Origin of the sequence: Olivibacter sp. SDN3 (assembly GCF_014334135.1) — a bacterium.
In the GTDB taxonomy this organism is placed as follows: Bacteria; Bacteroidota; Bacteroidia; order Sphingobacteriales; family Sphingobacteriaceae; genus Olivibacter.
Genome location: NZ_CP060497.1, coordinates 2,972,166 through 2,991,839 on the forward strand (window position 1 = coordinate 2,972,166; position 19,674 = coordinate 2,991,839).

A 19,674-nucleotide genomic window follows, 5' to 3' on the forward strand; every position below is an offset into this window, starting at 1 on the left:
ATATTTTAAAGAAAAAGGTAATGATTATTTCATCGTACAAAACACATAAATATTTTTGTAGACTACTCCCTTTTTTGGTAGCGCTATTGCTGGTAAACACTGTTGCTGCGCAGTATCCCCAAATCCCAGATACGCTTCAAGCGAAAACAGATGCTTTATTGCAGCGAGAAGACGAACGCCTTCAAAAACAATGGGAAGAATCCAATGCTGCGATCGTTCGTCAGGAGGCACAAAACGGGCGCCCTTATATTCCTTGGGCTTCGTATCCGCTCGATTTGATAAAAGCAGATATTCCAGCCTTTCCTGGAGCTGAAGGCGGTGGTGCATTTACGCCAGGTGGTAGAGGAGGAAGGATCTTTGTGGTTAATAGTTTGGATGACAAAGGCCCAGGTACGTTTAGAGAAGCATGTGAAGCTGCGGGAGCCAGAATGATCGTTTTTAATGTCGCAGGCATTATTCATTTGGAAACACCAATTGAAATAAGAGCTCCTTATGTGACTATTGTTGGCCAAACCGCTCCTGGAGATGGCGTTTGTATCGCCGGACAATCGGTTTCTATAGAAACGCACGATGTAATTATCCGACATATGCGTTTCCGTAGAGGGAATACTGATGTAACCCTCCGTGATGACGCCCTTGGCGGTGATGCTATGGGAAATGTGATCATTGACCACTGTTCAGCCAGTTGGGGTTTAGATGAAAATATGTCAATTTATAGAAATATGTATACCGACGGTCAGGGAGAACGACTGAAGTTGCCTACGGTAAACATAACCATTCAAAACAGCATTTTTTCAGAAGCCTTAGATACCTATAACCATGCTTTCGGCAGTACCTTGGGCGGGTTAAACAGTACCTTTATGCGAAACCTTTGGGCACATAATATCAGTAGAAATTCATCGGTGGGCATGTATGGTGATTTTTCTTTCGTAAATAATGTGATCTTCAACTGGTGGAACCGCACGGTCGATGGGGGCGACCATCGCTCGCTATTTAACATCATCAATAATTACTATAAGCCGGGTCCAATCACCCCAACCGATCATCCCACCGGGTATAGAATTTTAAAGCCTGAGGCAGATCGTTCTCAACATGATTCACTTGTTTTTGGTCGCGCCTACGTGCAAGGTAATATCGTAGAAGGTCATGAAAAAGTAAGTGCCGATAATTGGGATGGCGGTGTGCAGATTGGGAATGGGGGCGATGCCGGTATATATCGTGATTTAATAAAGGTCGATCGTCCATTTCCGATGTCTAGATTGGCTATTATGGAAGCCGATGACGCATTTACATTTGTTTTGGAAAATGCTGGTGCAACGTTGCCAAAAAGGGATGCAGTAGATAGTCGGATTGTTCAGGAGGTCGCAACGGGTAAATTGGATCGTCTACCAAATCGGGAAATAGAAGATTCCCCTTTTGTAAAAAGAAGGCTTCCAAAAGATTCCTATAAGCAGGGGATTATCGTAGACGTTAGTCAGGTGGGAGGATATCCAACCTATGGCGGTACGCCCTATAAAGATTCGGATAACGATGGAATGCCAGACGAATGGGAAATGCAATATGGTCTAGATCCCTTTGATCCATCAGATGCCAATGGCGACGTTAACGGTGACGGCTATACCAATATCGAAAAATTTATTCACGGCATAAACCCTAACGAAAAAGTGGATTGGACAGATCCCGCCAATAACCATGATACCTTAAATGCAAATGCTTTATGATAACAACATGCAACAGGAAGTTTGTTTTTAACAAAATCGGGTTTGTGCCTGTCGCTCCACGTCTGGATCCGGGTGCGCTCCGCTGCCGTCCCCAAGGCCGTGTCTGCAACAGGCACAAACCCTGTTGGTACTTCGACGGGTTTTTGGATGCGTATAAGCAAGCTTGTGGCATGAGCATAGCGAGCGTTACTTTGCGTGGCATATCCAAAATGCTTAAAAGCGAAATCTCTATAACATGCATCCGCAAAAAATGCCATTGGTTTTCTGCCTGTTTAACCCTGCTGTTGATTCAGCTGGTGCAGTTATCTTTTGCTGTGCAGGGAGATAACCAAAAACATGCGCTAACGATACTTATTTCTGAAAAAGCTTCACCACGTATACAATATGGTGTGGAAAAGCTTACTGAAGCTTTTCGAGCTTCGGGATATCAAATCAGGCTTACTACAGATGACGTGACTCTTGCGCAAGCATCCCAATTATTAATTATCGGTAAAATCGCAGATCCGATAGGTAGTGGGATATTCGATACAATTAACTTGTCGGCAAAAGAAGCCTTTCAGATTCATTGGGATACCGCACAGGGAAAAAGCTTTATAGCAGGTGCTGACGATAATGGTGTGCTATATGGTTGTCTGGAATTGGCAGAGCGCCTTGATAAGGAAGGGCAACTGCCAATGCAGTTGCAAAAAAAAGATCATCCGGAAATGCTGTTGCGCGGTACAGCGATTGGTATTCAAAAAACACACTACCTACCGGGACGAACGGTATATGAATACCCCTATACACCGGAAGAGTTTCCTTGGTTATATGATAAAGAACAGTGGATAAGATACTTGGATATGTTGGTGGAGAACCGCTATAATTCCCTGTATTTGTGGAATGGGCATCCGTTCGCCTCACTGGTACGCTTAGCCGATTATCCCTATGCGGTGGAGGTCGATGAGGAAACGTTTAAAAAAAATGAAGAAATCTTTCAGTTCATCACGAAGGAGGCCGATAAACGGGGCATCTGGGTGATACAGATGTTTTATAATATTATTGTATCAAAGCCTTTTGCAGAAAAACATGATTTAAAAACGCAGGATCGCAACAGGCCTATTCTCCCCCTAATAGCCGATTATACGCGCAAGTCCATCGCTGCCTTCGTTGAGAAATATCCAAATGTAGGATTGTTGGTAACACTTGGCGAGGCGATGGAAGGAGTCGGACAGGACGATATCGACTGGTTTACCAAGACCATTATCCCGGGGGTGCAGGAAGGACTGAAGCGCATTGGCGAAGAAACAGAACCCCCCATTGTTTTGCGCGCACATGATACTGATGCTCCCGCCGTTATGAAGGCATCGCTGCCCTTATATAAAAATTTATATACCATGGCAAAATACAATGGCGAGGCGTTGACAACCTACACGCCTCGCGGGAAGTGGGCGGAACTTCACCAAACTTTGAGTAAAGCGGCGCCTGTACATATACAGAATGTGCATATTTTAGCAAATCTCGAACCTTTTCGCTATGCATCACCTGATTTTATTCAAAAAAGCGTACAGGCCATGCATAACATTCATTATGCAAACGGTTTGCACGTCTATCCGCAGGCCTCTTACTGGGACTGGCCCTATGCAGCAGATCGCCTAAAAGACACAACGGCGCGACTGTTACAAATTGATCGCGATTGGATGTGGTATAAAGCTTGGGCGAGATATGCATGGAATGCGGGTAACGATAGGAATATGGAAGAAGCTTACTGGAGTGATATCTTGGCAGGGGTATTCGGAACGGATAACACTGCTGGGAGAGCATTGTTGGAAAGTTATGAAGAACTGGGCGAAATAGCACCAAAGCTATTAAGGCGTTATGGCATTACCGACGGTAACCGACAAACACTAAGCCTAGGGATGTTTATGCCACAGTTAATTAATCCGTTTCGCTTTAGTCTATTTACCTTACTTTATGAGTCTGAAGCACCTGAAGGAGAAATGCTAATTGACTATGCAAAGAAGGAATGGAACGGTGAACCACATATTGGAGAAACCCCAGTCCAGGTTGCAGATGAAGTGGTGGCTCACGGTAAAAATGCTGTACTTGCCATAGAAAAAGTTGCTTCACAGGTTACACAAGAAAAAGAAGAATTCAATAGGATAAAAAATGATGTGTATTGCTACGATGCTTTGGCAAACTTTTACGCCGAAAAAGTGCGGGCGGCCTTGCTGGTTTTGCGCTATAAATATTCGAGTGAAGTAGGGGATTTAGACAAAGCACTACCGCACTTGGAAAATAGTATATGGTATTTTAAAAAGCTGACAACACTCACGGACGACAGCTATTTGTATGCAAATAGCATGCAGACCACGCAAAGAAAAATTCCAATTCGAGGAATAGATGGTAATTACAAAAAATGGGATGAGCTGCTGCCATTATATGAGCAAGAGCTATCACACTTCAAGAGGCAGATCGATTCACTCAAACATCATCCGGAAGGAACAGGTACCGTTGAGCCGTTAGAGCCCGTTGCCGTAAAGCTGATAGCAGGTAGCAAAGGCTTTTACGCCTTGAGTAAAGACGCAAAGCCATTTGGAAGTGAACATAAATTGGTAGAAGTAGCAACTAGCTTGGCAAAGCTGAAAGGTATCCGGATGGACGCTGACCGACAGCGAAATTTAGGAAGCCAAATTACTTTTGATGTTGATCAACCTGCTCAATTACTTGTGGGTTTCTTTAAGGAAAAGGATGCTGCTTTTGGAAGTGAAAAGGAAAGTGAAAACTTTGCCCCGGCCCCGGAGCTGGAACGCGATGCTAGCGCAAATGATTATGGACAATCGGATGTGCTTATTGCAAATGCATTGCTTTTGGAGGGATATCCGCCGGTATATATACATGCTTATCGTTTCCCTCCCGGAAAGCATACGCTAACAATTCCTAAAGGAGAATGCCTGCTTTTAGGTTTTACAGACGCGAAAGAATTTAAAAGTTATGATGCGGAAGTTGGGATCGCAGTCGATGAACGGAATATTGATTGGTTGTTTGAATAGGAAATTTATGATTAACCTACTGAGAGTTTACATTTTTTTTATGATGTCAATGGTTTTTTCGTGTAATGCTGGAGCGAATTACCATAACGCTCACTCCCCGTACTTGGTACAGGTTGTTGCTACAGTGGCTGCTGACGAAATGATCCATCGCTTTTATGAGCTCGCCAAAGAAAGTGGAATTGAAAAACCTTTACTTTATCAATGGGAAAATCACCATATACTGTACGGCACAAAAGCCGAATCGGAGCGATTCTATAAAAATTGTTTAGAGGCCTATCCGTTGTATGATGTGCAGTTGTTAGAAGCGCCGTTTTACACTTTTGATCGAAAACGCTGCCAGGATAAAGAATCTATTGCAGTCAAAGAATATGATCATGTGCTTTTATCTGCCAATCTGGTGAAAGATAGTACCCTCCAGCAAGAATACCTAGATTATCATACACAACAATTCGAGCAATGGCCAGAAGTTTCACAAGGGTTTTGTAAGGCAATGTTTCAGCAGGTGCTTTTATATAGAGCTGGTAGACAATTATTCTTGGTCATCAGTATTCCTAAGGGAGCCGACTTTGAAAGCTTGGATAAGAAAACGGTGGAAAATAATTCCAGAGGGGAGGAATGGAATAAGCTCATGGCAAAATATCAAGAAGGGCTTCCGGGAACGAGCGAAGGTGAAGTTTGGGTGTTTTTTAATTTAAATAAATAATACGATCAGAATAAACCTAATATCAGGTGTGATTTTATGTCATGCATCTCGTATTCGGTCATCTAAAAAGCAAAAACGGAAATGTTAAAATTAGGAATACTGGGATTAGGAGAAGGTAGAAGTACAATATCTGCTGCGTTGAATAGTTCAAAGATTGAATTGATAAAAATATGTGATCGTAATGAAGCTGTTTGTAAGCAACGTGCGGAAGAGTTTGATTTTCATCTCTATGTAACTAATTATCAGGACTTGCTTGATGATCCTGAAATTGATGCCATTGCTATCTATACACCAGATAAGCTGCATGCCGAACATGTGAAATCAGCACTGAAGCATGGTAAGCATGTGATCTGTACCAAGCCTTTTATAGATAATCTCGCACATGCGCAAGAATTGTTGGCCTTAAGCGTGTCTAGTGGTAAAAGGGTTTTCGTAGGACAAAGTTCGCGGTTTTTTGAGCCTATGAAAAGGCAGCGAGCCGATTTTGAGAATGGGCTGATTGGTGAGCTGATTACCATTGAGGGGTATTATCATGCCGATCACCGCTGGTTTTTAGAGAAACCGTGGTCCCTGGAAAGCAGCTTTAAATGGCTCTATGGAGGGCTAAGCCACCCTGTGGATTTTGTGCGCTGGTATTTGCCCGATATCGATGAAGTTATGGGTTACGGTATGTTGAGCGCCAATGGGCTAAAAGGTGGTTTAAAGCATGAGGATACCATGCATTTCATTTTTAAAGCACGAGATGGCCGGATAGCGCGAGTAAGTGGTGCGTATACTGGCCCGATCCAACCTGTATTGCGCGATAGCGAAATGAGCTGTATCCTAAGAGGCACTGAGGGATGCAGTCAGGCCGATTACATGGATTTGCGTTACGCGATCACAACAAATAACGGTGACGAACAGATCCTCACCTGGGAACATAAACTTAAACATTATTTTCGCTTTGAAGGAAAAAGCCATCATGCCGGTGAATACCAAAATTACCTGGAGTATTTTGCTGATTGCCTCGCGGCAGAAACTGTCGCATACCCTGATATGATCGAAGGGATAGGTACAGTAGCACTGCTGCAGGCAATGGATCGCTCAATAAAAAAAGGGAGGCCGGTGAAGTTAAACGAAATTTGGAGTGAATACGGTTTGGACGAATTAAATATCCGATAAATTTTTATATGAGTAATATTGCAGAGCGGCTTACCCTGCTCGACTATGGAATTATTGGTGCCTACTTAATTTTGCTGATGATTATTGGGCTTAGCTCAAGTCTTTTTAATCGAAATAAAGTAGACAAACCGCTCTTTTTGGCACATAACTCCTTGGGATGGGCAAGTATCGGCTTCAATATGTGGGCCACTAACGTAGGACCATCGATGTTATTGGCTTTTGCGAGCATAGGTTACACAACCGGTATTGTAGCAGTTAATTTCGATTGGTATGCCTTCGTTTTTTTACTTCTTTTGGCCCTCGTTTTCGCACCACGTTATCTAGGTGCTCGGGTTAGTACATTGCCTGAATTTATGGGAAGGCGGTATGGCGATACCACTCGTAATATATTGGCGTGGTACTCATTGGTTAAAATGTTGATTTCCTGGCTTACTTTAGGACTTTTTGCCGGAGGCTTTTTAATTAGGCAAGTTTTAGGTATTCCTATGTGGCAATCAGTCACCGTATTAGTTTTTTTTGCTGCATTTTTTACTTATATGGGAGGACTTAAAACTATCGCCCGAATCAATATTTTTCAGATGCTCTTACTAATAATAGTATCCTGCTTGTTGAGTATACTTGGTATAGCTAAGGCGGGTGGATTAGCTTCAGTATACCATGCTGTGCCTGCCGATTATTGGAATCTGATACACTCGGCAAGAGATCCACATTACCCATGGTACGCGATCTTGTTGGGATATCCTGTTGCCGCTATCGCTTTCTTCTGTACCGATCAGGCCATGGTGCAGTCTGTACTAGGTGCCAGAAGCCTTGAACAGGGTCAACTTGGGGTTAACTTTATAGCATGGTTAAAAATCCTATCCTTACCGCTATTTATCTTAACCGGAATTCTGTGCTATGTTCTGTATCCTGAACTGGAAGACCCCTCCGAGGCTTATATGACCATGGTAACTCATCTCTTTCCCACTGGGCTAAACGGTTTGGTAATTGTAGTCTTGATCGCCGTGCTTGTGGGCACCATTGGTTCGTCACTTAATTCCCTGAGTACAGTGTTTACAGTCGATATTTATGTAAAGAAGATAAATCCGCAAGCAAGCAACAGGCAAATGGTAAAGGTGGGCAGGTATACGATTCTAGCGGGTTGTATATTTGCCGTATTGGCAGCTTTAGCGATTGATGAGATAAAAGGCCTGAACCTATTCGACGTGTTTCAATCGGTATTGGGTTTTATTGCACCTCCTTTATCTGTAGTTTTCCTACTAACGGTGTTCTGGAAACGAACCAGCAGAGCTGCGGTTAATTTTGTACTGTCCCTGGGATCTGTATTAAGTTTAGGTATTGGTGTATTATATCTATGGGTGTTCACGCCCGATAAATTTCCTATTTGGCCACACTACCTGATGCTGTCCTTCTGCATTTTTGTGTTGTTGATGCTTTTTGCGGTAATTATTTCACTCTTCACGGGGAAAAGAGAACAATTGCCTAATATCCCCTATATCGCTGTTCAACCTACTAATCGCGTTAGGTGGGTTTGGTCACTGTTGATTATGGTCATGTTTGTATTATACATATTTTTTAACGGACATTGATTTTATGTTAATATCCTATATAAGATAGTTAATATCTTACAGCTTTAAAGAAAGCTTTGCTTCTATTTTTGAGTCACTTTATCTGTTTATAGGAACCATTATGAACTTTTGTCGATCTATAAGAAACTATTTGCCCGTTGCGCTACTATTTCTAACACATCTTTTTTCAACAGCAGTTGTCGCACAAGGCAGAGCTACTTGGGTTTGGTATCCTGGTGATTTTGAAATCTGGCTAAGTAACCAAATGCAGAATAAACGTACGGAGAGAGGAACCTTTTTTCCTCCGTTTTGGCGGATGGACAACCCCTATACACTCCTAGACTTCCATAAAGTTGTTGAAATAGAAGAGGCTGAAGACGTAGACATTTATGCCGAAGGACAATATCATGTAAAATTAGATGGCAAAATGATAGAAGGCTATCCGAAAACCATCCACGTGCCTGCAGGGAAACATAAAATTAATTTAAAAGTTTATGCGCAAGACAAGGTGCCTGCTATCTATTTACAGGGGAAAAAGATCGTTTCGGATAGTTCGTGGTTGGTTACCGATGAAGATAAGGAATGGATTGATGAAACAGGTAAGGCCTCCGATCAGTCAGGTACTACTTGGGTGCAGGCCGGTTCATGGAATTTTGATAGTCCAGCAGATAGACCTTCTAAATTCCGCTTGGCTACCCGTTCGCAGTGGGCGCTTTCAGAAAAGACAAAAAGCCCGGGTATCTTAGTGGATTTTGGTAAAGAAACCTTCGGCTTCATAAAGCTCCATGGCTTACAGGGGGCAGGAAAAGTTTCGCTTTACTATGGTGAGTCAGAAGAAGAGGCGCTGGCCATAGAAACTTGCGAAACATTGGACCGTCTACAGATAGACCTTACACTTAGACAGGATTCTACATTAACTACATCTAAAGCGTTTCGATACGTTTATGTGGTGCCTGATAAACCCGTAAAGGTGGATTCCATATCGATGTTGTACGAATATCTTCCTTTAGAAGTTCGGGGAAGCTTTCGTTGCTCAGACGATGAACTTAACCGTATCTGGGAGGTGTCTAAGTATACTATGGAACTAACGAGTCGGGAGTTTTTTATTGACGGCATTAAGCGTGATCGCTGGATCTGGTCGGGCGACGCTTACCAAAGCTATCTTATGAATTACTATCTATTCTTCGACTCACCTTCAGTAAGGCGTACCACCTTGGCTCTGCGGGGTAAAGAGCCCGTAAGTAGTCATATTAACACGATCATGGACTATACGTTTTATTGGTTTCTAGGTATTTATGATTACTATTTGTACACGGGCGATCAACAATTTATCAAACAGTTTTACCCCAGAATGCAAAGCCTGATGGAGTTTTGTTTGCAAAGAAAAAACGAAGATGGCTTCATGGAGGGGTTGGCTGGCGATTGGGTGTTTGTAGATTGGGCAGAAGGTCTAAGTAAAGCGGGAGAACTAAGTTTCGAGCAATTACTGTTCTGTAGAAGTCTGGAAACAATGGCATTATGTGCAAATCTCGTTGGCGACGGGAAGTCCGCCGAATATTATAAACAAGAAGCCGATCAATTGAAACAAAAAATATTTACCAACTACTGGAATGAACAAAGGCAAGCCTTCGTTCATAGCCGGATAAATGGCAAAGCTACCGATCATGTAACTCGTTATACCAATATGTTTGCCATTTTCTTTGACTATTTAAATACCCCACAACAACAAGAGGTAAAGAAAGGTGTACTGCTAAATCAGGACGTCCCTAAAATTACTACACCCTATATGCGATTTTATGAGCTGGAAGCACTATGTGCACTTAAAGAGCAGCAGTACGTATTAAAGGAAATAAAAAATTATTGGGGCGGAATGCTAGCTTTGGGCGCTACCTCTTTTTGGGAAGAATATGATCCGCAGAAAGAAGGTGAAGAACATTATGCGATGTATGGTCGGCCATTTGGCAAAAGCTTATGCCATGCGTGGGGCGCAAGTCCTATTTATCTTTTGGGAAAATATTTTCTAGGTGTAAGGCCTACTTCTCCTGGTTATGAGACCTACCTTGTGGAACCTGAGCTCGGTGGTTTGAAATGGATGGAGGGTAAGGTGCCAACACCTGACGGGAGCATCGAAGTTTATTGCAGTAAGCAAGAAATCCGTGTACAGGCAGATGAGGGGCGGGGGATTTTAAGAGTCAAAAGTAAAACGAAGCCCACCGGTTTAGATGTGGAAGCTGTTGAAAAAGCAAAGGGCGTATATGAGATAACATTATCAGCAGACCGTACATACACGATAAAATACGACGCTGTTGATTAAGCAAATCCAATCTTCTTTAAGATCTCATGGACAGCGTGTTCAATCTCTCTCAAAATTCTTTTGTTGTCAACATTGATATCAATGTTGAATTTGGTGAGTTTAGAAACCGTTAAGCAGGCAACAATGCCGGTGTTCGGGTGTATAATGGGAACAGCGATATCTGTCACTCCCTCAGCAAGGTCGCTTTGCATAATATAATGACCCCGCTGGGAAATATCATGCAACAAAACGTTTAATTCTTCCCGTCTAGCTTTATCAAAGGTTTGATAAGATTGACTATTACTAAGAAGATTGTCTTTAACTTCGTTAGTCGAATAAGCTAGTAAAACCCTACCAGAAGCTGTTAAAATCAGCGGGAAAAGACTGCCCTCCTCAATTGATAATGCTATAGGCGCCGGACTTTTCACATGTGTGATAACCATTAATTTACTGCGATATATAATACTGAGGTGGCAGGCCTCTTTTATACTGTCTGCCAGCCCTTCCATAGCATTTAGAGCGGCCCTCCGCAGCTCATCTACAATAGAATGATGATGAGATAAATAATATAATTTTAATGATAAGCGGTATTTACCAGAAACCTCCTCGCGCAAGATGTATCCGGTGTGCTCTAGGCTTATGAGCATACGATAGATTTCGTTTTGGCTTCTCCCAATACCTGCAGCAATTTCTGTTTGTGATTGAGGAATCGACTGTGATGATAAATACTCTAAAATAGCTAAACCTTTCTCTAAAGCCGGCGCTTGGTATTTATTGTCTCTAGACTGCATATTCTTGGGAATGATTGCCAAAATTAAGGTAAAGAAGTGGATATGCAAAAATGAAACAGATAAAATTTACTAAAATACTTTTATATATGAAAATAATATTTATATTTGAATATTAAACCAATTATAAAGTTAATCTTTCATTCGATCCTCTAGCCGTATAAAGGAGAATTTTTTGTCAATTAATAAGTGTTGGATAGACAGATATTGTTTTGGCACATTAACCTAATAAATAAAAAACTAACCTAATGTCAAATTATGAATACAAATCCAATGAATTTACGCCAAGTATTTGTGGGGCACAAGTATACTTGGATACTACTATTGCTGCTGGGTAATTTGCTATTGTTCGATAGAGCTTTTGCGCAAAATGAACGAGCGATTACTGGAAAAGTAACTGCCATTTCTGGAGAAAGTTTAGCGAGCGTAAGTGTGCGGGTAAAAAGTACGAATACGGTTACGTCTACAGATACAGACGGTAACTTTAAGCTGCTTGTTCCCATGGTGGGAGGGATTTTGGAATTTAGTTCTGTTGGTTTTCTTACACGAGAAATTACAATTGGAGACCAAACCGTTTTAACAGTTACCTTACAGGAAGATATCAGCGCACTGGATGAGGTGGTGGTAGTGGGCTACGGAACACAGAAAAAGGCAAACCTCACGGGTTCTGTGGGAGCGGTATCGGGAGAAATCTTAACACAGCGGCCTGCGCCGAATGCGGCAAATTTGCTGCAAGGGCGTGTTACAGGGGTTCAGGTGACGCAACCTTCGGGCGAGCCAGGGAGGGATAATCCCAACTTTTTAATTAGGGGTAGGAGTACTTTTGGTGGAAGTACGGCACCGTTAGTGCTTATAGATGGTGTTACAGGTTCGTTCAATAATCTTTCTCCCAATGATATAGAAAATGTAACGGTATTAAAAGACGCGGCATCGGCGGCAATCTACGGTGCCAGAGCAGCAAACGGAGTGGTTCTGGTTACTACTAAGAAAGGCAGAAGTGGTAAAGCAGTTTTTAATTATCATGCCAATGTGGCACGGCATTCCCCAACCGCACTGCCGGATTTAATTACCAACTCTGCGGAATATATGGAGCTGTATAACCAAGCGGCGGCAAGATCGGGAGTAGCATTTCGTTACCCGGAAGGAGAGATAGAGAAATACAGAAATGCAACTGATCGTAATCAATATCCAAATTTTGATAACGTCGACTACTATATCAACCCGGCCACGGTAACCAATCATAATCTATCAGTATCAGGAGGGGGAGAACGGAATACTTTTAATGCCTCGCTAAGTTATCTCGATCAACGGGCAATGATCAAGGGATACAATTTTAAACGCTATAACGGCTTGCTGAACTATACCAATGAATTAAGTAAAGCAATCACGGTGGGGACTATAATGAATATGACCTATAAAGACCGACAGGAACCACCCTTTACGGGAGAGAATATGGCGCTTGCCATTTATGCTGCAGGACCACTTTACGGTCCTTTTTTGCCTGATGGTAGCGGAAGAATTGTTTCTCGGGCCTATCAGCAGGAAGGAAGGAACCGTAACCCTCAGGAGTACTATGCTATGGGAGAGCAAAATACCAAAGAATATAATTTAAATGCACAGGCATTTATTGATATAAGACTCTTTAAAGGGTTTACCTGGACATCTAAAGTGGCAATTAATTATATTGATGAGTATTATAAAATGTATCAGAAGGATTATGACGCTTTTCTTTTTCAGAAAGATCCTTCGACAGATACCTATATAAGAGACACCTTTGGACCCGATATCCTAGGGGTAACCGACCAATATTCGAAAGTATTGAATCCTACGGTGTATTCGACGCTGACTTATGATGCACAAATTGAAGATCATACCTTCAGGGTCTTAGCGGGATATGAACAGATTTTCTATAAAAATCAGAACTTAAGGGGGAGAAGGATCAATACTGTTGCTCCCGTCTTAACGGATCTCACAGGTTACATGCCCGATGGGGAGTCGCTCTATTTTACACATCCCCGTTTACCCTCATTGGCAGGGCCATCCGAATGGGCCATGCAATCTTTCTTTGGTCGCCTGAATTACGATTACAAAGGGATTTATCTGCTGGAAGCAAACTTACGATACGATGGTACCTCAAAAGTATCGCCCGCCTATCGCTGGGGGCTATTCCCGTCAGTTTCGGCAGGATGGTTACTATCGAAAGAAAATTTTCTTGAGAACCAGTCCAATTGGTTGAGTGAGCTAAAGTTCAGGGGGTCTTATGGAACTTTAGGAAATCAGGATGTTGGAACGTATTTGTATCAGGATAATCTGGTAATCGGCAGTATTTACTATCCTTTTGGGAATGCAGATTTACAACAAGGTGCGGTGAACGATGTTTTCCGCGATCAGCGTATACGCTGGGAATCATCTAGGGTACTCGATTTTGGCTTCGACCTAAACGTAAAAAACGGTCTGTTAGGCATTACATTTGACTGGTTCAGACGTTCGGCATTTAATATTTTGGCGGCTCCTTCCGTTCCGGCGAGCTTAGGAGTTCCTTCACAGACCATCAATAATGGTAAGATGCGTAGTCAGGGAATAGAACTCGAACTAACTCATCAGCATCGTATCGGTGAAGTATCTTATGGAGCTAACTTCCAGATCTCTACTGCTAGAAACAAAGTGATTGATATCCAGATTCCTTTTAGAGGTTCTACCATCCAAGAAATTGGTCTTCCTTACAATGAGCATTTCCTTTACGAATGGGATGGCATTTTTCAGGAAGAAGATATCGGAAATCCGGCAGTGCCAAGACATGAACTGAATCCGAATCCGCGGGCGGGTGATTTAAAGATGAAAGATAAAAATGGTGATGGCGTGGTGAACGCTGATGACCGGATTGTAGTAAAAGGTGCTTATCCCGATTATATCTATTCATTTGGCTTTAATGTGGGATATAAAGGTTTTAGTTTACATGCATTTTTTCAGGGAGTGGAAGGTCTTAAGGCCAGAGTAAATAATTGGGGTGTCGATCCATTTATGCAAGGAACTGCTCCTACCTCGAAATGGAGGGATGCCTGGACGCCGGAGAATAGGAGTAATACCTTGCCGGCTATTTATATAGCAGGGTATTCTGGCGTTGCAAACTATGGTTCTTCTACTTATTATTTGCAAGATGCCTCTTACCTACGATTAAAGAATGTGATGTTATCCTACAACTTCCCTGAGCACGTCGTTTCTAAACTAAAGATGCAAGGGCTGGGATTATACTTTTCGGCAGATAATCTCTTTACAATCACCGATTACGAAGGCGGAGACCCGGAAAGAACAAGTGTCAGCGGGAATTTCGCGCAGTATCCACAAGCACGCATATTTAGTTTGGGAATGAATGTAAAATTTTAAATCGTTTAATTATGCTACGCAATAAACAATTAGTTACCTTATCAATAGTTGCAATAGTATCGCTATTGATGGCTTGCAAAAAGGATTTCTTGGATAGAAATCCGTTGAATAGCGTTTCCAGTCAGATATTTTGGACTTCAGAAGAGGATGTAAATACCGCTCTAACAGGTGTTTATTCTCGTTTACAACAAAATTTTTTGGGTTATGAACGGGTATATCTCGATGGGCTTTCTGATAATGCTTTTTTGGATCCAGGCGAAAACAATCAGCCTAACATGCAAAATATGACTATAGGGGGTATATCTCCGGGACTAACAGGGGCGATGGTTAACATGTACACTACACCTTACCGAGCCATCGCTTCATGTAATTATTTTTTGGATAATGTAGATAAAGCACCTATCAATGAACAGCAACTCAATAACTATCAAGGGGAAGTGAGGTTTATAAGAGCTCTGGCGTATTTTGACCTGGCGCAAACTTTTGGAGGAGTAGTGATTTATACACATTTCCCTGAAACGTTAGACGAGGCGAAGATCGCAAAAAGCTCGAGGGAAGAAGTTTATGCATTGATTGAAGAAGATCTTCAATTTGCAATCGCCCATTTGCCGGATGAAAAATACAGTGGACATGCTGTGCGGGGGAGCGCACAGGCTTTGATGGGGAGAGTTTTGATTACCCAACAGAAGTGGGCAGAGGCTATTCCATATTTGGAAGATCTTATCAATGGAGGAATCTATTCATTGGCAGATAATTACGCCGCTTTGTTTACAACAGCCGGTCAGGCAAATGCTAACATCAATCGGGAGATTATTTTTTCTACTCAATATTTAGCCCCGGCGAATACGCATCGGGTGAGACCTGGCGCGGCAGGTATGGATATTGAGCTGGGTTGGTTCTCGCTCATGCAGCCCTATAAAGATTTAGTAGATGATTATGAAATGACCGATGGAAACAGAGCGGACGAATCGCCTTTATTTGACCCGGAAAACCCCTATGCCAATCGAGACCCTCGCTTAGATCTTACCGTGAAACTCCCCGGAGAGATATGGCGTAACTCCTCGGGTGAAGCCTGGACGGGTAGTTATGAGTCTTACACCGGGTTTTTAACAGAAAAATATGTCGATCTTTCCCGCGCTCCTTTCTCCTCCAATACTGCCACAGCTTCTGATCAGGATTACATTCACCTCCGCTTTGCTGATGTCCTACTGATGTACGCTGAAGCACGAAATGAAATCAGCGGGCCGGATGCTAGCGTATATGATGCGTTGGACCGTGTGAGGGAGCGTGAAGGAATTGATATGCCATCAGTTAATCGCACACGTTATCAGAATCAGGAGAATCTACGGGATTATATTCGTCATGAACGACGTGTTGAACTGGCCTTAGAGGGACAACGTTATAACGATTTGAAAAGGTGGAATATTGCACACCTAAAGTTACCCACTTTGAGAACTCCAGCGGACCGATCTTTGGTGTTTGAACCTCACCACTATCTATTGCCATTTTCGCTTGCCGAACTAGATAATAACCCCTATTTAGTGCAAAATGAAGGATACTGATGACTGGGTAAGAGGAATGATAATATGCTATAATAGATGGTCAACTTGATATAAAAAAACGAGGTTATGGAAAACTAATTTTGAACCTTAACCATGGGGAAGGCGTCAAGTAACACTTCTTATAAACGATTAAAACAAAAATGTATTAGTGGTATTCAACTGGAATAAAATAAGAAAGGGAGCAGTAATGCTTTTAGCATGTTCATGGGGAAATATTCATGGGCAAACAGTGGATGGACTACCAGCTACTATACCGCCGGAGCCAAGTATTTATGCAGCTGAGCCTTGGGAGGATCCGTTAATTACCAGTATTAACCGGGAACCTGCCCGGGCGACTGCCTATTCTTTTGCTAGTATAGAGGACGCTATACAAGGTAGTAGGGAAATTTCTGGAAGGATGTTGTCTTTAAATGGTGAATGGGATTTTTTCTTTGCGTCCAAACCTGCAGATGCCCCTAAAGATTTCTATAAGGGGAAAGTAACGGGATGGGATAAGTTGACGGTGCCGTCCAACTGGGAAATGAAAGGATATGATATTCCGATATATAAAAGCGCAGTGTACCCCTTTAGACCGGTAGACCCTCCACGCATACCCGAAGATTATAATGCTGTAGGATCCTATCAGCGTTCGTTCACCATTCCGAACGATTGGCAAAATATGAATGTTACCCTACATTTCGGGGGTGTGAGTTCGGCTTTTAAGGTTTGGGTAAATGGAAAATTTCTGGGCTATGGGGAAGATAGTTGTCTGCCCTCCGAGTTTAATGTGACGCCATACTTACAAGATGGAGAAAACATAGTGTCTGTACAGGTTATCCGATGGAGTGATGGTTCTTATCTGGAAGATCAGGATCACTGGCGTATGAGCGGTATTCAAAGAGAGGTGATGCTTCTGGCTGAGCCTAAGGTACGTATTGCCGATTTTCACTGGCAGGCCAATTTAGACCAAATGTATGAGAACGCAATCTTCAGCGTGCGCCCACGTATTGAGAACTTTACCGGCGATTCTATAAATGGATATACTGTGGAGGCCCAATTATATGATGAGCAGCGAAAACCTGTTTTTTCCAAAGCCTTGCAACGATCTGCAAATGATATAGTTAACGAAGTGTACCCCCGTTTAGACAATGTGAAATTCGGTTTATTGGAGGCACACGTTAAGCACCCGAAAAAATGGAGTGATGAAGCCCCCAACCTGTATACCCTTGTCCTTTCCATTAGAGACGATAAGGGGAAGCTGTTGGAAGCTAAAAGCTGTAAAGTCGGCTTTAGAACTGTTACTTTTGATAAAACGAGCGGTAAGCTGCTGATTAATGGGAAAATTACTTATCTGTACGGAGTAAATAGGCATGATCACCATCCGGAAAAAGGGAAAGCGCTTTCTCGGGATGACATAAAAAGGGATGTGCAGCTCATTAAACAATTTAACTTTAATGCCATTCGTACCAGTCACTACCCCAATGATCCCTACCTCTATGAACTCTGTGATGAATATGGAATTTTTGTGATGGATGAAGCGAACTATGAGACGCATGGATTAGGAGGGAAACTCAGTAATGACCCGCAGTGGACTCATGCCTTTATGGAACGTACCAACCGAATGGTCTTACGAGATAAAAATCATCCATCTGTTATTATTTGGAGCTTGGGTAATGAGGCGGGACGAGGGCCAAATAATGCGGCAATGGCGGCGTGGATACACGATTTTGATATCACCCGTCCAGTGCATTACGAACCTGCTATGGGTAGCCCTAGAGACAGCGGATACATTGATCCATCTGACTCACGTTATCCGAAATCAAATGATCATGCTCATCGCATTGGTAACCCGGTCGACCAATATTATGTAGATATCATTAGTCGTTTCTACCCAGGGATATTTACGCCCGATTTGTTGCTCGACCAGAAAAATGGCGACAATAGGCCAATCCTTTTTGTGGAATATGCTCATGCTATGGGGAATTCAACCGGAAATATGAAGGAATTTTGGGACGTCTTTAGAAGTCGCCCTCGCTTAATAGGTGGCTTCATCTGGGAGTTTAAGGACCATGGAATCACAAGGACGGATAGTTTGGGTAGACCGTACTTTGCCTATGGAGGTGATTTTGGAGAAGAAAGGCACGATGGGAATTTCTGTATCGATGGCATAGTGGCAACAGATGGTCGTCCAAAATCGGCTATGTACGAATGTAAACGGGTTTACCAGCCTATAGAAACGGAACTGGTGGACGCTAAGCATGGCTTGATAAGCGTGCGTAATCGACATGCGGTACTTGATTTAAACGCCTATGTTATGGAAATGGAACTTTTAGAAAATGGTAAATCAATACTGCTTAAAAGGTTGCCCACTTTAAGTTTGCACGCTTCAGGTGATACCGTTCTTTCTTTACGGCAATATCTACCAGCTTTAAAAAATGGGAATGAGTATTTACTCGATCTGCGGTTTCGTTTAGCTGATGATAAACCCTGGGCAGATAAAAATTTTGAAATTGCGGCTAACCAACTAACGTTAACAGGATTGGCGGAACCCGCACAACAAGCGCAATCGCTTGCTAAGGTGGTAGTTGTTAGTACAGCAAAAAGTTATGTTTTGAAAGCGAAAAATACCGAAGCAGCCTTCAGTAAAAGCGACGGAGCGTTAATCTCCTATAAATATAACGGTAAAGAGCAACTTGCACATCCTTTTCTTCCACATTTTACCCGACCTGAAACAGATAATGACCGCAAGGGCTGGAAGCCAAGTAAAAAATTGAAATCTTGGTATGATGCGGTTCCGCGGCTGACCAAGTTGCAGATAGATAGCACTGTTAAAGGGCAAACGAAGATCATAAGTAGCTATGCTGTGATACCAGGCAGTGCAACAGTTTCGGTAACTTATGTACTCAACGGCGAAGGTATATTAAAGATTATCAATGATCTAGAGGCTTATCCAGAGTTGCCGAACATACCTAAAATTGGTATGCAGGGAGGAATAAAAAGAACCTACGACCATATAGTATGGTATGGTAGGGGGCCACAAGAAAATTATGTGGATAAAAGATTAGGAATAGATGTTGGAATTTATCGGTTGCCATTAATGGATTTTATTGAACCTTATGTATATCCACAGGAAAATGCCAATCGAACCGATATACGATGGATGGGGTTTGTAGATGAAAAACGAGAAGGGTTACTCGTGGTGGCTGATAGCTTGTTGAGCATGAGTGCATGGCCATATACAGAAACAGAGATTTTACATAGTAAATACGATCATGAACTTAATGAGGCAGGTTACATAACGGTAAATATAGACTTAGTACAGATGGGGGTGGGAGGGAACGATACCTGGTCTGACGTATCACAACCTTTGCCACACTACCAAGTGCCCGCAAAGCGATATCAATATGCCTTTTATTTGTTACCCATGCCAGAAGAAAAAGACTTGGAGAGAAAAGTAAGTGAAATTAGATTTTAAGTATATCAAGC

The 19,674-nt window shown here is 42.4% G+C and carries 10 protein-coding genes; 9 read left to right on the forward strand and 1 reads right to left on the reverse strand.

Annotated elements, in window-relative coordinates; all coding sequences use genetic code 11:
* Positions 1-20: 20 nt before the first annotated feature.
* From H8S90_RS12230 to H8S90_RS12255, 6 genes are all read left to right on the forward strand, one after another.
* The gene (locus H8S90_RS12230; protein WP_222852298.1) at positions 21-1,721 is read left to right on the forward strand and encodes a polysaccharide lyase; all 1,701 of its coding nucleotides are present in this window, start codon (positions 21-23) and stop codon (positions 1,719-1,721) included.
* Positions 1,718-4,750, forward strand: coding sequence for a hypothetical protein (locus H8S90_RS12235; RefSeq protein WP_255501929.1), 3,033 nt, complete (start codon positions 1,718-1,720; stop codon positions 4,748-4,750). The genes H8S90_RS12230 and H8S90_RS12235 overlap by 4 nt, the downstream gene beginning before the upstream one ends.
* A 40-nt stretch (positions 4,751-4,790) precedes the next feature.
* Positions 4,791-5,453 carry an L-rhamnose mutarotase gene (locus H8S90_RS12240; RefSeq protein WP_187342787.1) on the forward strand — a complete coding sequence of 221 codons (663 nt, stop codon included), beginning with the start codon at positions 4,791-4,793 and terminating at the stop codon, positions 5,451-5,453.
* Positions 5,454-5,534: 81 nt separating this feature from the next.
* Complete coding sequence (locus H8S90_RS12245; RefSeq protein WP_187342788.1) at positions 5,535-6,614, forward strand: Gfo/Idh/MocA family protein; 1,080 nt, start codon at positions 5,535-5,537, stop codon at positions 6,612-6,614.
* Positions 6,615-6,622: 8 nt separating this feature from the next.
* Positions 6,623-8,203: a sodium/solute symporter gene (locus H8S90_RS12250; protein ID WP_187342789.1), complete on the forward strand. Its 1,581-nt coding sequence runs from the start codon at positions 6,623-6,625 to the stop codon at positions 8,201-8,203.
* Between the two features lie 100 nt (positions 8,204-8,303).
* Complete coding sequence (locus tag H8S90_RS12255; protein ID WP_187342790.1) at positions 8,304-10,496, forward strand: alpha-L-rhamnosidase C-terminal domain-containing protein; 2,193 nt, start codon at positions 8,304-8,306, stop codon at positions 10,494-10,496.
* Here H8S90_RS12255 and H8S90_RS12260 read toward each other — a convergent pair.
* Entirely contained in the window at positions 10,493-11,266 is a 774-nt protein-coding gene (locus H8S90_RS12260; RefSeq protein ID WP_187342791.1) for an IclR family transcriptional regulator, read from the reverse strand. The genes H8S90_RS12255 and H8S90_RS12260 overlap by 4 nt on opposite strands.
* A 255-nt stretch (positions 11,267-11,521) precedes the next feature.
* Here H8S90_RS12260 and H8S90_RS12265 point away from each other — a divergent pair, with 255 nt between their 5' ends.
* From H8S90_RS12265 to H8S90_RS12275, 3 genes are all read left to right on the forward strand, one after another.
* Entirely contained in the window at positions 11,522-14,647 is a 3,126-nt protein-coding gene (locus H8S90_RS12265) for a TonB-dependent receptor (protein ID WP_187342792.1), read from the forward strand.
* 11 nt (positions 14,648-14,658) lie between these two features.
* Positions 14,659-16,209 carry a RagB/SusD family nutrient uptake outer membrane protein gene (locus H8S90_RS12270; protein ID WP_187342793.1) on the forward strand — a complete coding sequence of 517 codons (1,551 nt, stop codon included), beginning with the start codon at positions 14,659-14,661 and terminating at the stop codon, positions 16,207-16,209.
* Positions 16,210-16,396: 187 nt separating this feature from the next.
* The gene (locus tag H8S90_RS12275) at positions 16,397-19,663 is read left to right on the forward strand and encodes a glycoside hydrolase family 2 TIM barrel-domain containing protein (protein WP_187342794.1); all 3,267 of its coding nucleotides are present in this window, start codon (positions 16,397-16,399) and stop codon (positions 19,661-19,663) included.
* The last annotated feature ends 11 nt before the right edge of the window (positions 19,664-19,674 follow it).

Bases quoted from the DNA above. Each gene is read 5' to 3' on its own strand.
- H8S90_RS12230 (WP_222852298.1), top strand. From the start codon at position 21: ATGATTATTTCATCGTACAAAACACATAAATATTTTTGTAGACTACTC.
- H8S90_RS12235 (WP_255501929.1), top strand. From the start codon at position 1,718: ATGATAACAACATGCAACAGGAAGTTTGTTTTTAACAAAATCGGGTTT.
- H8S90_RS12240 (WP_187342787.1), top strand. From the start codon at position 4,791: ATGATGTCAATGGTTTTTTCGTGTAATGCTGGAGCGAATTACCATAAC.
- H8S90_RS12245 (WP_187342788.1), top strand. From the start codon at position 5,535: ATGTTAAAATTAGGAATACTGGGATTAGGAGAAGGTAGAAGTACAATA.
- H8S90_RS12250 (WP_187342789.1), top strand. From the start codon at position 6,623: ATGAGTAATATTGCAGAGCGGCTTACCCTGCTCGACTATGGAATTATT.
- H8S90_RS12255 (WP_187342790.1), top strand. From the start codon at position 8,304: ATGAACTTTTGTCGATCTATAAGAAACTATTTGCCCGTTGCGCTACTA.
- H8S90_RS12260 (WP_187342791.1), bottom strand. From the start codon at position 11,266: ATGCAGTCTAGAGACAATAAATACCAAGCGCCGGCTTTAGAGAAAGGT.
- H8S90_RS12265 (WP_187342792.1), top strand. From the start codon at position 11,522: ATGAATACAAATCCAATGAATTTACGCCAAGTATTTGTGGGGCACAAG.
- H8S90_RS12270 (WP_187342793.1), top strand. From the start codon at position 14,659: ATGCTACGCAATAAACAATTAGTTACCTTATCAATAGTTGCAATAGTA.
- H8S90_RS12275 (WP_187342794.1), top strand. From the start codon at position 16,397: ATGCTTTTAGCATGTTCATGGGGAAATATTCATGGGCAAACAGTGGAT.